16 protein-coding genes and 1 tRNA gene are annotated in these 19,309 nt (G+C 47.1%); 10 read left to right on the top strand and 7 right to left on the bottom strand.

Annotation, left to right across the window (positions count from 1 at the left end):
- Entirely contained in the window at window positions 1-1,887 is a 1,887-nt protein-coding gene (locus tag SBG41_RS08245) for an ABC transporter permease (RefSeq protein WP_317895066.1), read from the bottom strand.
- Entirely contained in the window at window positions 1,874-3,460 is a 1,587-nt protein-coding gene (locus SBG41_RS08240) for an ABC transporter substrate-binding protein (protein WP_317895065.1), read from the bottom strand. Before SBG41_RS08240 ends, SBG41_RS08245 begins: the two co-directional genes overlap by 14 nt.
- Before the next feature lie 281 nt (window positions 3,461-3,741).
- Between SBG41_RS08240 and SBG41_RS08235 the strand changes: the two genes are divergently transcribed.
- Both SBG41_RS08235 and SBG41_RS08230 read left to right on the top strand, forming a co-directional pair.
- A complete protein-coding gene (locus tag SBG41_RS08235) occupies window positions 3,742-5,148 on the top strand; it encodes a tropomyosin (protein WP_317895064.1) in 1,407 nt (468 codons plus the stop codon).
- A gap of 221 nt (window positions 5,149-5,369) precedes the next feature.
- Window positions 5,370-7,529, top strand: coding sequence for a metallophosphoesterase family protein (locus tag SBG41_RS08230; protein ID WP_317895063.1), 2,160 nt, complete (start codon window positions 5,370-5,372; stop codon window positions 7,527-7,529).
- On the opposite strand, the gene SBG41_RS08225 is transcribed toward SBG41_RS08230, so the two are convergent.
- Together SBG41_RS08225 and SBG41_RS08220 are read right to left on the bottom strand one after the other, a co-directional pair.
- The gene (locus SBG41_RS08225) at window positions 7,526-7,993 is read right to left on the bottom strand and encodes a hypothetical protein (protein ID WP_317895062.1); all 468 of its coding nucleotides are present in this window, start codon (window positions 7,991-7,993) and stop codon (window positions 7,526-7,528) included. The two genes, SBG41_RS08230 and SBG41_RS08225, sit on opposite strands and share 4 nt — an antisense overlap.
- Before the next feature lie 78 nt (window positions 7,994-8,071).
- Window positions 8,072-8,542: a hypothetical protein gene (locus SBG41_RS08220; RefSeq protein WP_317895061.1), complete on the bottom strand. Its 471-nt coding sequence runs from the start codon at window positions 8,540-8,542 to the stop codon at window positions 8,072-8,074.
- Between the two features lie 187 nt (window positions 8,543-8,729).
- On the opposite strand from SBG41_RS08220, the gene SBG41_RS08215 reads away from it, so the two are divergent.
- Window positions 8,730-9,632, top strand: coding sequence for an RIO1 family regulatory kinase/ATPase domain-containing protein (locus SBG41_RS08215; RefSeq protein WP_317895060.1), 903 nt, complete (start codon window positions 8,730-8,732; stop codon window positions 9,630-9,632).
- 159 nt (window positions 9,633-9,791) lie between these two features.
- The gene (locus tag SBG41_RS08210; RefSeq protein WP_317895059.1) at window positions 9,792-10,160 is read left to right on the top strand and encodes an ArsR/SmtB family transcription factor; all 369 of its coding nucleotides are present in this window, start codon (window positions 9,792-9,794) and stop codon (window positions 10,158-10,160) included.
- A gap of 6 nt (window positions 10,161-10,166) precedes the next feature.
- Here the strand turns inward: SBG41_RS08210 and SBG41_RS08205 are convergent, their stop codons facing one another.
- Window positions 10,167-10,775, bottom strand: coding sequence for a macro domain-containing protein (locus SBG41_RS08205; RefSeq protein ID WP_317895058.1), 609 nt, complete (start codon window positions 10,773-10,775; stop codon window positions 10,167-10,169).
- Window positions 10,776-10,925: 150 nt separating this feature from the next.
- Here SBG41_RS08205 and SBG41_RS08200 point away from each other — a divergent pair.
- Window positions 10,926-11,003, top strand: a tRNA-Val gene (locus SBG41_RS08200).
- Window positions 11,004-11,298: 295 nt separating this feature from the next.
- Entirely contained in the window at window positions 11,299-12,936 is a 1,638-nt protein-coding gene (locus tag SBG41_RS08195) for a hypothetical protein (RefSeq protein WP_317895057.1), read from the top strand.
- 45 nt (window positions 12,937-12,981) lie between these two features.
- On the opposite strand, the gene SBG41_RS08190 is transcribed toward SBG41_RS08195, so the two are convergent.
- Window positions 12,982-13,776 (bottom strand): nitrilase-related carbon-nitrogen hydrolase, encoded by a 795-nt coding sequence (locus tag SBG41_RS08190; protein WP_317895056.1) that lies wholly within the window; start codon window positions 13,774-13,776, stop codon window positions 12,982-12,984.
- A 119-nt stretch (window positions 13,777-13,895) separates the two neighbouring features.
- Here SBG41_RS08190 and SBG41_RS08185 point away from each other — a divergent pair, with 119 nt between their 5' ends.
- Together SBG41_RS08185 and SBG41_RS08180 are read left to right on the top strand one after the other, a co-directional pair.
- On the top strand, window positions 13,896-14,177 hold the full coding sequence (locus SBG41_RS08185) for a U6 snRNA-associated Sm-like protein LSm6 (protein WP_317895055.1): 282 nt from the start codon (window positions 13,896-13,898) through the stop codon (window positions 14,175-14,177).
- A gap of 197 nt (window positions 14,178-14,374) precedes the next feature.
- Window positions 14,375-15,634, top strand: coding sequence for a methionine adenosyltransferase (locus SBG41_RS08180; RefSeq protein WP_397470755.1), 1,260 nt, complete (start codon window positions 14,375-14,377; stop codon window positions 15,632-15,634).
- A 39-nt stretch (window positions 15,635-15,673) separates the two neighbouring features.
- On the opposite strand, the gene SBG41_RS08175 is transcribed toward SBG41_RS08180, so the two are convergent.
- The gene (locus SBG41_RS08175; protein WP_317896515.1) at window positions 15,674-17,704 is read right to left on the bottom strand and encodes a DUF460 domain-containing protein; all 2,031 of its coding nucleotides are present in this window, start codon (window positions 17,702-17,704) and stop codon (window positions 15,674-15,676) included.
- 368 nt (window positions 17,705-18,072) lie between these two features.
- Here SBG41_RS08175 and SBG41_RS08170 point away from each other — a divergent pair, with 368 nt between their 5' ends.
- Together SBG41_RS08170 and SBG41_RS08165 are read left to right on the top strand one after the other, a co-directional pair.
- Entirely contained in the window at window positions 18,073-18,483 is a 411-nt protein-coding gene (locus SBG41_RS08170; RefSeq protein WP_317895053.1) for a cupin domain-containing protein, read from the top strand.
- A gap of 95 nt (window positions 18,484-18,578) precedes the next feature.
- Window positions 18,579-19,265 (top strand): phosphoribosyltransferase, encoded by a 687-nt coding sequence (locus tag SBG41_RS08165; protein WP_317895052.1) that lies wholly within the window; start codon window positions 18,579-18,581, stop codon window positions 19,263-19,265.
- The last annotated feature ends 44 nt before the right edge of the window (window positions 19,266-19,309 follow it).

The raw sequence follows: 19,309 nt of genomic DNA, 5'->3' as shown, positions 1-19,309 counted from the left end.
TTAGAGAGTTATGAGGGCTTGTCCCCTCCTGGTTAAGCGCGAGGCTATAGCAATCACCGCTATCTCTGTAATCATGAGGAGAGAGGCCATTGCCGCTGCCCTTGCCTGTGGCTGCGTACCGCCAGTAACGCTTGGCAGCGTAAATATCTCTGCTATGGCATAGGTTATTGGCGCTGCATGTGTGCTCGGATTAGCTATTGGACCTCCTTTTAAGGCACCAATAGTTACACTGACACTGACCTCGCTTAGGATATAGATGCTACTCAACAAGAGACCCGCAATTATACCGTGCCACACCAATGGTAATACTATCCGCTGAATGACCTTCGCTCGTCTAGCGCCGAGACTCCTAGCAGCTTCCTCTAATTCCTCAGGGGTCTGAATAACCGCTGTGAACACTGATCTCACAGTAAACGGCATTTTACGAATTATATAGGCTAAGACGAGCACGTGACCGGGATTAATCAAGGGATCAAAGAAGCCTCCAAGACTATATGTTGAGAAGAAGACGAAGTAGCTGAATGCCACAACAAGACCCGGCACCGCGAGGGGAAGCGAGGCTAGTATGTCCAGCAGGCCTGCACCCGGTAAACGGGCTCGTGCAATAGCGTAGCCAGTGGCAAAGCCCAGTAGCGCCACAAACACTATTGCCTCGCCGAGGTAGGATAAACTATTCGTTATGGCTCGCTGCAATCCCGGATCCGTGATAATTGCTTGATAGTTTGTAAAAAGCTTGCCAATAGGCAAGATGTCTGGCAGCGGGCCAGTCCATCGCTTACTGAGAGATAGCAGAATTACACCTATTTGCGGTGTCGCGGCAGCTATAATGATTGGAAGAAAGACAAGATACGCAACGAGGTATCCAAGGCGCCCTAACCGTATCCCTTGGAATGGCCGAGGAGCGCCTCTTGCGAGACGCGCATAATACCTTAGGCTCAGATATCTCCGGATAAACACTAGTGGAATAGCAGCTGCTGTAAGCAGGATTAGGCTCAGGGCCGCTATAGTTGCCTTATCACCGACACCTGCTGACTGGAAGAACTGATATACTTGATAAGATATCATTTTCTCATAGTTAAACACTAGGGGTGCACCAACGTCTTCCAGGCTTAGGATAAACACTAGAGTCGAGCCGGCAAGGATTCCTGGAACTATTAGAGGGAAGACGATGCGTCTGACTAATCGAAGACCGCGCGCACCAAGGTTTAGTGCCTGCTCAATAAGTGTTGCATCAACTGCTCCTAGGGCGGCCAATGTATTTATATAGACTATTGGGTAGAACATGAGTATCTGTGCCAGAGCTATGCCAGCTTGTTTATCGAAAGCAATAATTAGCTTTTTGCCTATAAGGGGCTCGAATAAGCTGTTTATTATAAATGATAGAGTGTTTCCTTGAGGGCTAAGGCTCGGCGCGAAGACTACCTTCACTATATAGGCATTAACGAAGGGCGCTATGAGGAGCGGTATATATGCTAGTGCAGCAAAGACGCGGCGCCCTCTGAACCGATATATACCTATTAGTAGCGCTAGCGTTGAGCCGAGCACTGCAGCAATTATTGTGACGATTGCTGCGTTTATTATTGAGTTCCCTATTACACCAAAATCGAAGCCATTTATGGTTATTCGGAGTTCCCCTGGAAGCCTATTTACAGTTATAAACCTGTTTACACTGTATTTATCGAACTCCAAGTAGTAGACGTTGCTAAGTATGCCTTTGTAATCAGCCTTGCCGGCCTCCGGTATAATAGTAAGAAGCGGCACTATGAATGCAAGAGTTATTACCAAAAGAGGAATATAGAGGAGTAAAAATATCTCTAGGTCTGTTTTAGCGCGTGGATAGAGCCTTTGTATAAGAGAGCGACGTTGATAAGCGCTAGCCCTTTCCAAGCGCCTTCAGAACCTCCAGGTATTTCTGGCGCGCTGCTTCTCTCCAGGCATTCATGTATGCTTCCTTAAGGTTCATATTCTTTTTAAGTTCTTCGTTTATCCTTATAGCCTCTTGTAGCGTGAACTTCGTCATCTTCCCGGTTACAGGATCCTTGAACTCTACGAGGTCGGTAAGCTTTGCCTTTAGCTTCTCGAATGTAGCCTTATCAATGCTGTGATCGATATAGTACGCCTTTAGGAGTTCAACCCAAGCCTGCTGCAGGAGGTCGTGCATATCTACCAGTGTTGCCACAAAGTATAGCTGCATCGGGTACTCGGTCATAAGGGCGAGAGTGTCGTTGAAGTTCATCGCCTTAGCGTGAAGTGCTTGCTCATAAGCTTGTTTTAGGTCGGGCCGCTTCTTGCCCTCGGGTGTCTCGAAGACCTTCGGGTTTGCAGGCAGCCTGTTAATGCTTGGGTCAAGCCATATGACTTGTCCCTGGGTTAGTACCCATGCAACGAAAGCCTCTGCAGCCTCCGGGTGCTTTGTTGAGATGGTTACTGCTATTGGGTCGCCGTTCACAATTGTTTCGCCCTGCGGCATAACATAGTAGCAGGCCGGGTTGAGCAGATGAGCAGTATAGCCGTAGAAGTCTATAGTTATACCAACCATCACTATGCCGTTTATCACGTCGTCGCGGACAATTGCACTGCCCGGTTCAACCTTGGCATTAGCAGCCATCAGTGTCAGTACTTTCCATCCCTCCTCCCAGCCATAGGCCTGCAGTATTATTTCATACATCCTAGTGTTGCTAGTGCTCTGCAACGGGTTCGCTATCGCTAGCGCTGGCTGACCTGTCTTGACGAGTATTAGGCCTAGGTCGTCACTCGCTAGGTCACGCCACGTCTTTAGCTTCGAGAGATCGAAGCCAAGCTTCTTAGCCACATCCTTGTTGACCGTGAAGCCGAAGCTGGCTATAGCTGCAGAGACCCAGTATATCTTGCCATCCTTTATCCTCTTGAGAGGCATTGTTCCTCCTATCGTGTCTGGTACTTGTGCAGCAGCGTCAAGGGCCAGCTTTGTCTGAAGTGGCCTAAGAAGACCATCCATGAACAGCGTGTCGAAGAGCGTTGGTCCACCGCTCCAGGCAACGTCAATGCTCTGCCTCTTTATCGCCTCAGGCCAGAAGCCGGCAGGCAGCGCAAGGAAGCGTACATCCTTTATGCAATACTTCTTAGCGAGATCAGATTTTAGGAACATATCCCTGGCTTTCTTCTGTATGTCGGCAGGGTGACGCGTCAGCACCTTTAGCGTTATCCAGGTTTTGCACGCCTGCTTTGTTGTGGTAGTTGTTTGTGGCGTAGTTGTTGTGGTAGTTTTAGGCGTTGTTGTTGGGCTTGAAGTCGTAGTAGCTGGTGGTGCGGCAGGGCTCGTAGTTGTTGCTGGTTGGGTTGGGGTGGGCGTAGGCGTGGACGTTGTTGCTGTTGTTGTTTGTGGCGCACCGCCGCGATGCGATGCAATCAATACACCAGCTATTATAGCTATTACTATGACCGCTATGGTTGTCCAAACTATAACACTGCGCGAGGCCATATCTTACTCACCTTATCCATATCTGGGAGTAAGGCATGACTCGAGGTATAACGTTCTTACCCCCATCGGCCCCGTTAGCTAAGCCAGCTTTCACGATACAGAATTAAGGAATTTAAGGAACTTGAAGCGAGTAGGCGCACTGAGATAGCAATTACGTATGCGTAGTGAAAAGTATCCCCGGTATGACTTCAACATAATAGTGGAGCTACTTGCGCGATTCACATAGCGTTTTTATTGCTTCCCGGCTAACTCTGTTATGCGGATTAAGGGGGCTGGAAGCTATGAGAACAAAGATACTCACTCTATCCGCTCCTCTCGTCCTATTGCTTGTCGCGCTATTTGCACCAGCAGTGCATGCCGCTAGAACAGAGTTACCAACAATCGCGATTGACCTCGCCCACGGTCAACAAGTTAATGGCGTCTGCGCAATGATGTCTGTCATGCCTGACGCCTACTGGGTAATCATAGTGCCAGATAAGGCGTCGATAGAGCAGCTAGACAATTGCATCAAGACCAGGGCCTACGCTATCCTTACTGGAGGCCTAACCGCATTAACCAAGAGCGAGATATCTATTGACGGCCTCATCATAGGCCAACCAGTCACCCCTCTGAGCGAAGACGAAAAGAAAGCAGTACTTGACTGGCTAAAAGGCGACGGCTCAATGCTATGGTGCGCAACAGACAGCGACTATCCAGCACAGGGTGGAAACCAGGAACTTGCCCAGCACATCTGTAACGATCTCCTAGACTATCTCGCAGAGAACGGTATACCAGTACATCTCCGCAGCGACTACGTGAGCGTTGAGGACCCGGTAAGCAACACTGGACGCTCCTACCGTGTAGTAGGCCTCGTAAAGCCGCCTGCAAAGTACAATGCAGACCTAATAGCACTTGGCGCAGAAAAGGTGCTAATGCATGGCCCCGGCGCGGTAATGTGGGTTGACGAGAACGGCGACTGCCACAAGATAGTTGACCCTGCCACGGGCAAAATAGCCAGCGGCACTCCCGACACAATAGTACCGATCGTTGTCACCACGAAGAATGGCAACATTGTCGAGCACCAGCCACGTAACCCGGGTGAGCCGGGCGAGTTCGGCTGTGCCCACCAGGTAGGCGAGCAAGGAGTATTCGTAATGCTTGCAGCTGAACTCGTAAAAGTAGGGAAGTCTACTAAGACGATCATAGTTAGCGGCGAATCGCCCTACTACGGATACCAGTCAATGCTGACATTCAAGTATCACGGCGTAATGCTTGATGGCCCGAGATTCTTCAGGAACCTCGTACTATGGTCCCTAGGATACCTTGGCGAGCTTAAAGCTCTAAAGCAGGTAGAAGAGGTGGCGGCAAAGCAAGCAGAACAAGCTGTAGCACAACAAGTAGGCACAATTAAGTCGGAAGTAGAGAATGTTGTAAACAACAAAGTAGCAACACTTGAGCAGAAGGTAAGCAGCCTTGAGCAGAAAGTAACGAGTGTTGATAATAATGTAAACAGCCTTGTAAAGAAGGTCAACGATATTGATAACCAGGTGAAATCCTTAGCCGAGAAAGTCAAGGAGATAGAGAATGTGAAGAGCATAGCAAATAGTGCGAACAATAAAGCCTCCTCAGCGTACTGGTATGGCATTGGTGGGCTTGTTCTCGCAATAATAGCACTAATAGCAGCCGGGCTAGCAATGTCAAAGAAGTAACAAGATTTTGTGGATGTAACATACTTCGCATAGATTTTGTTTTTGTTACCCGATTTAATTATTTTAATTATTAAGTCTCTATTCTTTTTCCCTCTTTTTATGCTTATTGCCTGTTAGTAGATTAATTGCAAGCTGCTCTCGCACAAATGCGGAGATCTACGCGCTATATTCTAGTCTTATTTTAATCCCCTCCGGCGAAACACCCTAATTGGTGTAGGATGGTGCGTGCAAAGGCACTATACTCTATTCTAATAATGGTCCTTATTGCTGCCCCGCTATTATCCGGCATTGCTATAGCGGAGAACACTAAAGGGAAGATAGTTGAGATAACTATACCTAAGCCAGAGCTTAAAGCAGAGCTAGCACACGGAAAAATACTGTATCCTAGACTTGCTACCCCGGTGTTCATTACTTCAGGGGGAAGTTTCTACTTACAGCTCGCCGAAGGCGTTGAGCCGGCAAAGGTCTTTATAGACAATGGTTATGGAGCTTTTATAGAGTGCGAGTTCAAGCAAAAAAGCCAGAACTTGTATGTGGTAAAAGTTCCAGGCAATGCCCCTAAGGGGTTATACGACCTAATAGTGGTAAGCAAAGACAACATTGCTATCGGTGAGCCTCACGCAGTTTACATAGGAAGCCCATCTGATTTCGAAAAACTAGTAATAGTACACGTGACTGACCGTCACTTCGGCGTGATAAACTCTAATGGCAGAGAGGCTGCCAACTATGATCTAGCAGCAGATCTAGTGACGCTTGGACTCGGAAATAATACCATAATAATTGATACAGGGGACACGGCTGACACAGCTAAGGTCGGAGAATATACTGAGAGCATTGAGACTGACTACCTTGTTGATAAACCGCTAATAAACATACCCGGTAACCACGACCATGTTGGTGCTTCTCGTAACTTCGTTGTCTTCAGAGGACCGTTTAACTTTACGCTCAGCATATACGGGCTTTACCGGGTAGTGGGAATCGATAGCGGTGGCGATGGGTACATAGACAAGGCACAAGCCACGTGGGCCTACAATGTGCTGACAACGAGCAATGAGCCAATAAAGATAGTCCTATTCCACCATCCACACTTTACGCACGTGTTTGACAACATACCTCATAGCTTCAAGGCAGCAACATGGCAGGACCTGGTAAACATACTACTCTCCAAGAAGCCTAACAGCAACTACCTCTACGTATACAGCAGTTGGGTTGAGGGTAACAAAGAAGCCTTTGAGCTCCTAACAAAGGCGATATTCGAGGCAAAGAGCAAGGCAACCCTCGTGCTCTCAGGCCACGTGCATCTAGACTCGTACGCGGACGTAACAAAGCCCGATGGAACCAAGATATACTACGTAGTGACAACTGCCACGGGTGGCAGCGTAAGACCCGGCGACTACCATGGCTTCCGCGTAATAGAGGTAAAAGCGGCTAATGGTGAAGTAAGAATACTTGGTGATAGTGCCCAGCCTTGGAGTAGGCATGCGAGCTTTAACCTAGAGAAAGTCGATACCGCACTAGTGAAAACAAGCAAAGCAGTAACTACCATACTGGAGATAACTGATCCCAACATAGCCGCATTGATGAAGAAAACGGTTGTCGCAGTACCAATACCGATGGAATGGGCAGGAAAGACTGCCAAGCTATATCTACAAGGCCTTGACAACTACGATATACGTTGTACGCCACTGGGCTGCGTCCTATACGCATACACCAACACTGCTCCGAAGCTTGGAGAAAAATACCAGGCAACTGTCTTCATAGCAGAAGACAAGCAGCCGCCAACAATAAAGCTGGTTAAGATGAGGCCGAAAACTCCGAGAATAGGTAGACAAGTTGTACTAGAGTTTAAGGTATCCGATGACGCGTGGGGCGTTGAAAGTATCACTGCAGAGCTAAGCTATGACGGAAAGACGCTCAAAATAACACCAGCATACTCGTACGGATATGTACGCATCGTAGTCCCGCCCCTAAAGGGAGTCAACGAGGCTAAGCTAACAATAACCGTAGCAGACGCCTCCGGAAAAGAGACAACGAAGACTATCGAGATAAAGTACCGTGCACAAGAGACTACAACAGTAACGCCGGCAACAAAAACTACGACAACCACGACAACAACAGCCCAGCAAGTATCAACTACAACACCGAAGACCACCACTACAAAGACTACAACATCAACGACCACGACTACAAAGCCAAAAACCACAGCCACAACGCCTTCAGAAACAAAGCCAGCCACAACCACGAGTACTGTAAGCCCCCGTCAGACCAAGGAAGAGGTAACTACTACAACAGGATCAAATAATGCACCAATAGTGGTTGCAACTATTATAGTTATAGCGATCGTGGCCTTCGCTATAATAGTTGCGAGAAAGCGGAGCTAACATATCTTTATAGCATAGCGCTTGTCGCGAGCCTCAAGGTGTTTTTTAATTAGGAACTCATCACTCGTATGCAGCTCAACAACATTCGGTATTTTTAATTCCCTCCTTACTTCTCCCCCTATGAGGCCTGACAAATACTTTGTAACATACTTTTCGAGAATATTCTCGATAAAGTCTATATTTATTTTCTCACCGGGGCAGTCAATCGCCATATCTATGTCCTTGTCTCCGAGCCCATCACTTGGCTCCCCGCCGTGCATTTCCAGTAAGTAGACTCTGCAATTATTTTTACAGAAACACTCGGCAATCCCTCTCGCAATGATGTATTTAGCTCTTTGCCACTCAAGACGAGACCAAGGCACTTCACTTGGAGATGAAAGTAGGCTACGCAGAAGCCTGCGTAGCTCCCCATCATGCCTCTTCATATTATTGATAACACATCCAACGAGGTCGTCGAGATTCATAAGTAATTCTCCGAGGTTTGGGAACTCAAAGGGGGCTTTTCAACTGTTTCCCTGGATAATAAAATACGAGCAATAAGGCTAGGGGTATAGCTTTATGGGGCGCACGCTTCGTGGCAACCCTTTAGATCCATATATTCCGCCTATGCTCGTATGTATTTCAAAAATGGACGGAGTATCTGTATATGGCCTTATGTCTACTCCCGCCTGCAGAGTTAGCTTCGTTAACAGTTCTTCGAGTGTTTCTTCGACTTCGCGGGCATCGAGGCTCGTGGCTTTCTCTTCATCAAGGACTATGTAGAGGTCTATGTCTCTGCCTATCCACGAGTCTGATAGCTCTATGTAATATATTTCCTTGACAATGTTTCCAAGTAATTCCTTTATGCATTCTGCTGCTTTCTCCGCTATTGCCCGCTTAAACCTAGCCCATTCTATCAAGTACATGTCGTCAACATCGTCAACAACATTCTTGGGGGCATATTTTCTGAGTGCTTTTAGTTTCTCAAGACACTTGCCTAGTTCATCGTAGTGAAGCTTCTGCATAGCATTCATGTCTCCCACCCTTGTATAGCCTGCTTACTTTTTTCTAAACCCTTTCTTTAGTCAAGGCCTCCCTATATATCTTCTCTTGTGTGAAGGTGCGAGTAGAGGAAATTCTCTTAATAAGCTGGGTGCAGAAGTTAGACCTTTCTGCGGGATCGGTTGCAGACCGGCATAGTCTAGGTAAGGAGATAGTGCCTTGGTGTTAATAGCGCTTACGTATAAAAAGCTTGTAGATAGAGATTTCAAGGTATTGGCAGTCATAGAGCGGGAAATGAGCAGATACGAGTACGTGCCAGTTGAGGTTATTGAGAGAAGGGTTAGGATGCCGTCAACCCACGTGGCAATGGTTTTACAGAAACTTAACTCGCTGAAACTAGTCCGGCGAAGGATAGGAGAATACGTAGGATACAGATTGACTTATCTCGGCCTTGACATGCTCGCTTTGCGCTCGCTTGTCGAGAGAGGCCTTCTCAGTGCTTTGGGGGATAAGCTAGGCGTTGGTAAGGAGAGCGATGTTTACTCGGGGCTCACACCTGCCGGCGAAAGGGTTATTGTCAAGTTTCATAGGGTTGGTAGGACGAGTTTTCAACGCGTCGTAAGAGTTAGGCACTACGCTGCATCAAAGCCTTACTCGTCTTGGTTCGAGCTAGCAAAGGTTGCCGGTCAGAGAGAGTTCAGAGTACTTGAGGAGCTCTACAAGGTAGGTGCACTGGTTCCAAAACCGATTGGTTATAGTAGGCATGTCGTGGTAACCGAGTACATCGAAGGAGTTGAGCTATACCTTTACGAGAACCCCGTGAACCCGGAGTCAATGCTCTACAAGATTCTTGAAACACTGAGAAAGGCTTATCTAGACGTAGGCGTCGTTCATGGAGACCTTAGCGAGTATAATGTTCTTGTAGCTATAGTTGACGAGGAAGAACTACCATACATAATTGATTGGCCACAGTATGTTGAGAGGGAACACCCTGCTGCAGAGCAGCTACTACGCCGCGATGTCGAGTACATAACTCGCTTCTTTAGGAAGAAGTATCGCGTCCAAGTCGACGCAGAGAAGGCTCTTCGCTATATAAGGGGCGAGGCAGAGGAACTGCTATAGCGTTGGCACTAAATAGGTTTTATTTCTCTGTTTCTATTAAGGCCAGGTTGCAACTAGTATTGTGGTTAAATAGGCGACTATGCATACACCTTTTTCACGTAAGAAGCGTAGCATTCAAAAATGCAGACTCTCATGTATTTAGAAAGTGGGAGACCAAATTTGTCGCTCGCACAAACGAACGAGACCAAGCAGAAAACCGAAGTAACAAGGGAAGGAATAATTGAAAAGGACGGTGTTCTTATAGTTTCAGGAGAAGAATACATATACCGTGTATGCAGTGCCCTTGCAAGCCCGACAAGGATAAAGATACTCATGGAGCTGCTGAGGAGGGAGGCCGATGTAGGAGAGATAGCTGATATGATAAAGCAGAGTAAGGCCAATGCGTCGACACAGGTTAGGAGACTAGAAGAGATAGGGCTGGTACGATCAGAGTATAGACCCGGTGTGCGAGGAGTAAGAAAAGTTGTAAAAACAGCTGTGAAGGAGATACGAATTATACTAGAGCCCCCTAAGGAGGAAAAGAAATAGTCTAAACTAGGCAGGGCTCCTCGAGGAACCAGTCTGTTTGCATGTTTTCATTTTTATGCGATCAATTACTTTTAGGAACTGTTTTGCATCCGCATCACTATAGGCTATGAATACTACCTGGCTAGGGGTATCCGACCTGCCCCAGAACTCGTCCAAGGCCTCCAGCATTGCTTTCAGACTGTCCGAGGCAGAGAGGCCGCCAACACCTGCACCCATTGCGGGAAAGGCTACACAGCTCACACCAAGGCGCTTAGCCTCTTCGAGCGCAGCCTCCGTAGCTTTTCTGACCTTGGACTCGGTCGTACGCATAGCTGGTCGCTCCATTGTAGGTGCATGGATTATGTAGCGGATACGTGGCTGGAGCCTGCCCGCAGAAGTCGATATAGCCCTTCCTACTGGTACCGGGGCACGCCGCCTAGCCTCGGCTTCAACCTCTTCGCCTGCCGCACGCCTTAACGCGCCAGCAACGCCGCCACCCATTATCATGAGGCTGTTTGCGGGATTCACCACGGCGTCGCATGAAACCCTTGTTATATCGCCTTTAGCCAAGACTATCTTCTTACCATCGCATACTATTTCGCGCAAAATCTCTACACCAAGTTCTTGCCCCGACAAGGCTAAAACACCATACCTCTACTCACATGCCAAGTACTAGGTATTGCTAAGGAGAATTAAGGATGCTTTGGGCTTAAAAAAGGGGCGCCGTAAAGCATTTACCCCTTAGCTTGTATCCCTATCTTGTAACAAACTTGGAAGAAGCTGAGCGGGCCCGTCGTCTAGCCTGGTTAGGACGCCGCCCTTACACGGCGGAGGTCCGGGGTTCAAATCCCCGCGGGCCCACCAATCTTCTCAATCATATCTGGCTAACTAACCACATAATCCTCTCCCGGCTCTACCTAAATACTAAGTCAAGTTTAAGTAATTCTGAAAAGTTTAACACATAGCATAATTTCAAGCCTACGATATTTTCAAGCGTCAGCTATCCGGCGAAATATGTCAATAGAAAAAACTTTAATAATTTTGATATCGGAAGGTCGGCCCATAAAAACTTTTTATACATAATGCACACACTCGATATATTTTTATAATCAATACGCAGCACGGAGAGCGCAACGGTGAAAAACGGTGGTTCTCTCTCTTGAAGCGATCAGTTATAATAATTGTTTTATCTTTTCTAGTCATAGGTGTTGCTGCTGCATACGCTTATTCTAGGCTAAGCACGGTTAGCTTTGATGTACAAGGTATATCAGTAACATATGAGCCTCCTAGACCCTGGATAGGGGGAGGGCAGACCATTTCAGTGAAAATTCCAGGAGCTAAGAGGGCAGTGATACAAGTCTACGGATGGATGCCGAATGGCTCGCTAAAGCTGCTTACAACAAGTCGTACGCATGGAGAAACAGTTAGCCTAAGCATTAAGCCTATTCGTAACTACATTGATAAATGGGGTAAGGTTCTTGGCATATCAAAGAATTCTCCGCGGCCTGGCGTGCTCCTCGTGGGGTTTGCAGAGGATAAGAATGGTCTACACTTAGTTCTAAGAAGTGTCCCGCTGGATATATACTTGGTAACTAAGGGTTATAGCGTTTCAATAAATCTTGGCACAAATGCACTGGATAATAAAAAACTCTTATTTGCATCGTCGCAAGAGCTCGGAAAGTATATCGAACCAAAAGAGATTTTAAAGAATAGGGCCAAGGCACAGAAAAGTGTTAGCTCAGACGACGAGTTCCCGCCGAATGAGGTAAAACTTTGCTATCAGGACCCGCTTGACGACACTCTTTACATCTGTTATGTACTTAAAAGGGAGAATACCTATGCAGTATTATTAGACAAGGGCCTACCTATAATACTCACACATGTATCGGCACATAATAGTCTAAATCACTTACATCACATTACTGAGGTTCTTAATATAGATTATAGTAGCAAATGGATCATCAACTTTGATTTCAATATGAATGCGCTAATAGAGAAAACGGGAGCTGACGCGGGCTACTCGTATTCAATACCTGGCCCTTCTTTCCAATTATCTGGCGGAAGACTATGGTTCCACCATGTGACTGAGCTAAAGAACCATGCGTATAAGAATGGCCAATATATTAATCTAGACAATACCAAGGAGGCTATACTAGCGCTCGGGATTAAGGGCGATGCAGCACTTGCAAAATATCATATAAAGAAGTGTAAATCATATCTATGGTTAAAGAACCTGAAGTGCAAAGATATTGGCGACTTTTATGTAGCCCTTGTAAGGCCACGCATAACTAATAATCAATTGGTTCCGTGGGAAGAAATTGACTTAAACCCAGCAATGGGCTCAACTACTGCTGCAAAAGCATATAATATTATTAGGAGCGTGTCAACACTGCATGGTACCAAAGTGGCATACGATATGTATGACCATTATGTATATAAGAACAAGAACGCTGAGATAAAAGCACCTGGTAGTCTGACCGCCTCACTAATTGTCTCAGACCTTCTCACATACGCTTTATCGGCAGGGCTAAGCGTCTCAGAGGCCTTACCGCTTCTGGTGCTCAGCATTGGACCCAGCATATCATTGGACAGAATCAATTCGAATATCTACATGGCCGAGTCCATTGTATCGCTTAACGACGATACAACAGCTATGGTCGGAGGCTATTATCGCGGCAATACAAAGTTTCTATTGATGAGCAAGAATACCGCATACTATGTAGACTCCATGTATATAGACGTAAATATAGAAGATAGTGCGTCACATATATATGGTTGGCCTGGCCAAGCCTCTTAGTCTGGCAATAAAAAGTAATAACAAAGTAATAACTTTACAGTTAAATTAATTTTTCATTAAGTTTTCTCTTAGTATTTTGAGTAGCGGTAGCTGAGTCCTCACCTCTTTGAGATATGCTGACTCTATGAATGCTTCGCCGTAGCGTTCTCCGCTGCCTAGATCTAGCCGTGTTGCACCATAGGGGTCAACTACTATGCTTCTACCGGTAAACTTGTTGCTCCACTGGGAAGCTATCGCTAAGTAGACCGTATTCTCCATGGCCCTGGTCTTGGCTATTGCTACTAACTGTTCTTCTTTTAGATGGCCCTGGAACCATGCTGTAGGAGCTACTACAACCTCTGCGCCTTGGAGTGCTAGCTGGCGGGCTATTTCGGGGAAGCGCAGCTCAAAGCAGACCAGGAGCCCTATCCTAGCGAAGGGCAGGTTTAGCACCGGTGGCTGTGTTTTTCCAGGGCATAGTATGTCTGATTCACGGACGCCGAGGGCGTCGAATAGTATTCTCTTACGGTACACTATCTTCGATTCGCTGGAAGGGGTCACGTAGAGCACTGAGCTGTAGGCGCACTCGCCTTCACGTTCAAGGAGCCCAGCCAGAATATAGACACCGTAGTCTTCGGCAAGCATTTCTAGGCCACGGGTGAAGTACCCGCCATGCTTCTCGGCTCTTTCAAGTACGGTATCGCGGCTGAGCCCTGTCGGATCCGCGTTAGAGTACTCGGGCAGAATTATCAAATCTGCATTTACGCTATACTGTGACAAAATTTGTTTTATTCTCTCAAGGCTGGCGACGGCGTCGTCCCGCGCACTGAACTGGAGGATGCCTAGCGTAAAGTCCTTCATAGTAGGTTTTTCCTCCATTTCTATGTAAGGGCTGAGAGGTGCTACAAATTTATAGCCCAGCCGAGTGCGTAGGTTGAATGGCATAGAATGCATACATGGTTTTTGGGGGTAGCGTGAAAATGTCCCAACGTCAACGCGCAAAAACGATAAGTCCTTTGAAGATGCTACGAGACGCTATTGGTAGAGTTGTATTCGTTAAGCTTAAGGACGGAAGCGAATACGTAGGCAAATTGCACGCAACAGATTCGACGATGAACCTAGTACTCGACGAGTGCGTTGAACTAAAGCCGGGAACTAATGAGCCTAAGGTGAAATATGGCCGCGTATTGATACGGGGAAGCCACGTAGTCTATGTCAGCGTTGACTACGAGATAGTGGCACCAAGCCTGCCGACCGCATAGCGCGGTCAAACAGTCATCTAGGTAATTCTGTTAACAAGACACGTATTACGGAAAAGGATTCTAGAAACATCAATTTTCAAGAGCGATGACGTGTTAGTATCAATAATCATTTCCTAGACTAAAGGCAATAACATGGAGCCAACTAAATAGCTAATAACACGGCTATACGGCTCATTAATATCTTAAAAGCCTCTGAGATGCACCCCCTACAGACCGGTGAACAAAAAGTGGCCAAAAACATTGTCATCGAAAGCGTAAAATGGCAGCCTATTGAAGAGCAACAAGTAGAGCTTGTTGAGAGAAAAGGACTGGGCCACCCCGACACCATAGCTGATGCTGCCGCAGAGGAGTCGAGCAGAGTCCTATCAAGGTATTATCTAGACAAGTATGGCTACATACTCCACCACAACCTCGATAAAGTACTCGTCGTAGGCGGCCAGGCTGCGCCAAGGTTTGGAGGAGGCGACATACTGCAGCCAATCTATATAATAGTATCTGGACGGGCAACTACAGAGGTAATTCTTGAGGACGGAACTCGAGAGAAAATACCGATAGGGCCTCTAGTTCTGCACGCGGTTAAGGATTGGATAAAGAGGAGCTTCCGGTTCCTTGACCCCGAGAAACACGTCATAGTTGACTACAAGATAGGTCATGGTAGCGCAGACCTCGTAGGAATATTCGAGCTTGGCAAGAGGCATGTCCCCTTGGCAAACGACACGAGTGTTGGTGTAGGCTTCGCCCCAATGACAACGCTTGAGAAACTAGTCTACGAAACAGAGAGGTTGCTAAACAGCCGTGAATTCAAGGAAAAGACGCCCGAGGTAGGCGAGGACATAAAGGTCATGGGTCTTCGTCGCGGAAAGAAAATTGAGCTAACAATAGCAGCCGCGATAATCTCGAGCCTTGTTAAGGACGTTGATCACTATCTTTCAGTAAAGGACTCCATAAGGGAGGCTGTCCTAGATCTCGCGTCAAGAATAGCACCTGACTATGATGTCAATGTCTATGTAAACACTGCCGACAAACCAGACAAGGGAATAGTCTACCTGACCGTTACTGGGACGAGCGCCGAGCACGGAGACGATGGTATGACTGGTAGAGGCAACCGTGCCTACGGGCTCATAACGCCGCTTAGGCCTATGAGCCTTGAGGCAGCTGCTGGAAAGAACCCGGTAAACCATGTAGGCAAAATATACAATATCATGGCAATGAGGGCGGCAAAGAAGATATACGAGAGCGTTGAAGGAATAAGAGAAGTCTATGTCAAACTCTTGAGCCAGATAGGTAAGCCGCTAAACGAGCCCCTTATTGCAAACGTGAAGGTACTGACTGAGAAGCCTGGCGAGCTGCTGCCAAGCAACGCGATACGCGAGATTGAAGCAATTGTTGCCGAGGAGCTGGACAGCTTCGCGAAAATAACGAAGGAGCTTGTAGAGAGCAAGATAACAGTATACTAGTGATTACTTTGTAGCCTCCTTTCTGAACAAAACCATTGCTTAGCTATTTTTGGAGAATAGCTTAGCCCTTCTTTCCCTATATTCTGCAAATAGCTTCTTCAAGTCATCTAGGCTGAGTTCCTTACGCTTATTCCTATTTTTCTTCTCGAGTATTATCTCTTGTAGCCGTGCATAGGCATCACTAATAACTAGCTCGTCAACAAATGCAAGACTATCAATTACTTCAACCCTGTATTGTTCGATTGGGAGAACCGGGATATCGTATTGCTCGATAGCGCTTCGCTTGTCAAGTTCTGAAGACGGTGCTAGCACAGCTAGAACTGCATCCTTTAAGTCGCTGCCGTAATGTGCCCAGTTTACTGGATTTATTCTATCTAGGATAATAATTGTCTTACCATAGTTGCTCACGATCTCTCTAACAGCATCTATCGAATCATTGCCGATATCGCCAAGGTATAGGCCTGGTATAAGGGCTCCCGAAGCAACACCCATTACTATGTTCTTCATCTTTTCTAACATTATTCTCATTTCTTCTTTTTCTTTTCTAACTTTCTCGAGCTCATTTCTTAGTTGTGCTAGGGCGTTAGTCAGCCGAGCTATCTCGCGATCTTTTTCAATATCGCTACGATACTCTAAGAGCGTAACACGATAGTCTTTTTCTATTAATTCAAGGCGTTCATTAAGCTCCTTGATTTTTTGCTCCAACAACTTGTTCTGTGCACGGAGAATTTCAATCTCGTGCTTGAGCTTAACTATGTTAGTGCCTTGCTTATCCTCGTAATGCTCGCTTTGCTTTCGAACTCTTTTTACAAGGTATGCTTGGGGCTCAATACCCTTTAAAACCCTATTAATAGCATTTTCTACTGCTTCAGCAATTGTTACACCCTTTATGACCTCGGCTTTGATATGGTTAAGGTCCATTTCTATACCTATCTTCGAGACATAGGACTCGACTTGCTGAAGCTTTGACTTGTAGCTGTTGAATGCTCTAAGCGCTGCTGCTAATGCATCGCGGACATGGGTATCAAGAAGCGTATTCACTTCTGGGTATTTCTTTGCAAAAGCTTCAACAATTTCACGTTTTTCCTCCACGCTCAGTGAGACAGGGGGCTCATAGAGCGGTACACCTAGGCTGGCGGCGAGTTTTTTCACGAAGTCGGGTGCAGGTCTCACATCAGTTGCGACTAGTACAGGGACTCCATGACTCTGTATCCAAGCAATAACATCTCCTCTATCAAGTCCTCTCCTGCTAAGAGCTGCTACGAAATTACCATTAATGTCTAGTGCTGCAAGACCCGTTGATATGCCGGGGTCAACGCCAACTATTATGTATGGCAAGGAGCCCTGGAGTGTCTCGTCCTGCTTAGTCTCAAAGACTACCTGGCTACTATACACTGGCTTGATTTCAATCCTTATATCACTGTCCTCGTAGGGCTTAATGATCCCATAGAGTCTATCCCTAGGTGCATACACTATGAATGTAGCGCTTTCGAGACCACCACTACTCTTACGAAAAACTAGGTCATAGTCGAACCTGTTTCTATCGAGCTTGTGCTTGATCAGCTTCACCGCTCTTAGTATGGCGGAGCGAACCTTGCGCTGAAATCTTGGATTACTCGAGCCACCATGCTTTAATCGACGAGACTTTGATACAATTATGCGAGTCTTCTCTTCGACGAACCGGACCTTTGAGCCATATCCCTTTAGAACCAGAAGTGCAGCAACATATGCCGTTCTTGAGGGAGAAAGCTTACCGCTACCAACATCTATCCCGGCTAGCTTCGCTAATGAGCGTATGTCAACGTATTCGCCGGTGGGAAGCCTTGTAACTTGTACTATCTCCGTGTTCGGCGGAAGCATGGAGACTACGCGTATGAGTTCATGCTCGTCAGATGCAAGCTCATATAGATTGTCAAGTGCTATAACGCTAGGACGGTGTTCCCACACAATCCTTATCACTCGATGCAATGGAATGGATTCGTATTTTGCAACAAGCCTATCATCTTCAAGGAGGACTAGAGAAAAGCACCTTGAACTGGAGCGGCACCCTGGCTCAATGTCGAGACCCATAACGCGCACGCTGCACGAGCCACCCCGCAATAACGTGGAACAAATAGTCATTTAATACTAGAGTAGCCCCGGTCTCCCAAGGCAAGAGAGATACTAGAGAACCCTAATAGCCTACCGTTTTATTATCTTACCCTTAACCGGGCCCCGCCGGTCTCACACCCGCTGAGACCCGGCTACGGGGCTATGAAGCGGGTCGGTCAGGCGGGGCACACCCCGACGAGCATCATTATTGGGATGAGCGTGCCCCCTCGCGCCCCCTTGCCCGCAGAGGCTTTTACACCGATGACGTGTGCCGGGCCGGATGCGACCGTGCCCGGCACCAAACTCTAATCCTCCACACATACCAATACCACTATGGTGTAAGAGGTTTGACTATTCAACGCGGTCCCTGTGGCGAGAAGATAGGCTCTGTTGAAGACATTCCTGCAAAGCAAGCAACTCTTGCAGACGGAACACCGGTGAAGGGAGTAACTATTCGCTGGCTCATAGCGAAGGATGATGGCGCCCTAACCTTCGCTATGAGAGTATTCCAGGCAGAGCCGAACTCTCATATCCCTGCCCACAAACATCCATGGGAGCACGAGATATTCGTGCTGCGTGGCTCTATGAAGGTACGCATAGGCGAGAATACCTACGAGCTCAAGGAGCGCAACTTCGTATACATACCTCCAAACATTGATCACGAATACTTTGTCGGAGACCAAGGCGTTGAGTTCCTATGCTTGATACCATTGAAGCCAAGCGTGGACGAGAACTACGATCCTTGCAAGCAAGCCTAAAATCATGTGCACTGTAAAATAGAGAGTACCGACTAGGCTGGCAAAAAGTCTTTGAATCCTTCTTTTTTAGCCTCCTCTAGGGTGTAGGGCTCCTTATGCCCCGCGTCCCTGTAAAACTAGTCAGCTGGAACGAAATTGTAGAATGGAGCAGAGGGCTAGCACGCAAGATAAAAGAATCAGGATACAAGCCCACCGTTGTAATAGCTGTTGCACGAGGCGGGTACGTACCAGCAAGACTACTATGCGACTTCCTAGGCGTTGAGAATCTGTTAAGCATTCAAAGCCAACACTGGACTGAGGCAGCGAAGGCCGCAGAACGCGCGGTGATAAAGTTCCCCTACAAGGTTGACCTAAGGGGACACCGAGCACTTCTCGTCGACGACATAGTTGATACTGGCGAGACACTGCTCCTAGCAAAGGACTATGTACTGAGTGAGTGGAAGCCAGATGACCTAAAGATAGCTGCGCTTCAATGGATTAGCACTGTTGCGAAGTTTAAGCCGGACTATTACTTCCTGGAAGTGAAGGAGTGGACCTGGTTCCAGTATCCTTGGACACGTCTAGAGGATGTTACCCAGTTCATTAAGCGAATGATTACGGAGACCTATAAGGAGACCGGGAAGGACAAGTGGACCTACAAAGAGATCATAGAGGGCTTCAAGGAATGGTATGGTGTTGAGGTCGAAGAGTTCTATTATCGTGACGCTATAGAGATGCTCATTGAGAAAGGCGTTATTAGTGTCTGCGGTGAAGACACCTACTGCCTCGCTAAGAAAGACTAAAGGCGGCAAACAGCCTGCTACAGGGAAAGGGTAATGATGTGACC

This window comes from Pyrofollis japonicus, from assembly GCF_033097485.1.
In the GTDB taxonomy this organism is placed as follows: Archaea; Thermoproteota; Thermoprotei_A; order Sulfolobales; family Pyrodictiaceae; genus Pyrofollis; species Pyrofollis japonicus.
This window is presented reverse-complemented; position numbering and strand designations above follow the sequence as displayed.

Excerpts from the sequence above, each read along its gene's own strand:
- SBG41_RS08235 (WP_317895064.1), top strand. The coding sequence starts at position 3,742 with ATGAGAACAAAGATACTCACTCTATCCGCTCCTCTCGTCCTATTGCTT.
- SBG41_RS08165 (WP_317895052.1), top strand. The coding sequence starts at position 18,579 with ATGCCCCGCGTCCCTGTAAAACTAGTCAGCTGGAACGAAATTGTAGAA.
- SBG41_RS08220 (WP_317895061.1), bottom strand. The coding sequence starts at position 8,542 with ATGAATGCTATGCAGAAGCTTCACTACGATGAACTAGGCAAGTGTCTT.
- SBG41_RS08185 (WP_317895055.1), top strand. The coding sequence starts at position 13,896 with ATGTCCCAACGTCAACGCGCAAAAACGATAAGTCCTTTGAAGATGCTA.
- SBG41_RS08225 (WP_317895062.1), bottom strand. The coding sequence starts at position 7,993 with ATGAATCTCGACGACCTCGTTGGATGTGTTATCAATAATATGAAGAGG.
- SBG41_RS08175 (WP_317896515.1), bottom strand. The coding sequence starts at position 17,704 with ATGGGTCTCGACATTGAGCCAGGGTGCCGCTCCAGTTCAAGGTGCTTT.
- SBG41_RS08180 (WP_397470755.1), top strand. The coding sequence starts at position 14,375 with ATGCACCCCCTACAGACCGGTGAACAAAAAGTGGCCAAAAACATTGTC.
- SBG41_RS08240 (WP_317895065.1), bottom strand. The coding sequence starts at position 3,460 with ATGGCCTCGCGCAGTGTTATAGTTTGGACAACCATAGCGGTCATAGTA.
- SBG41_RS08190 (WP_317895056.1), bottom strand. The coding sequence starts at position 13,776 with ATGAAGGACTTTACGCTAGGCATCCTCCAGTTCAGTGCGCGGGACGAC.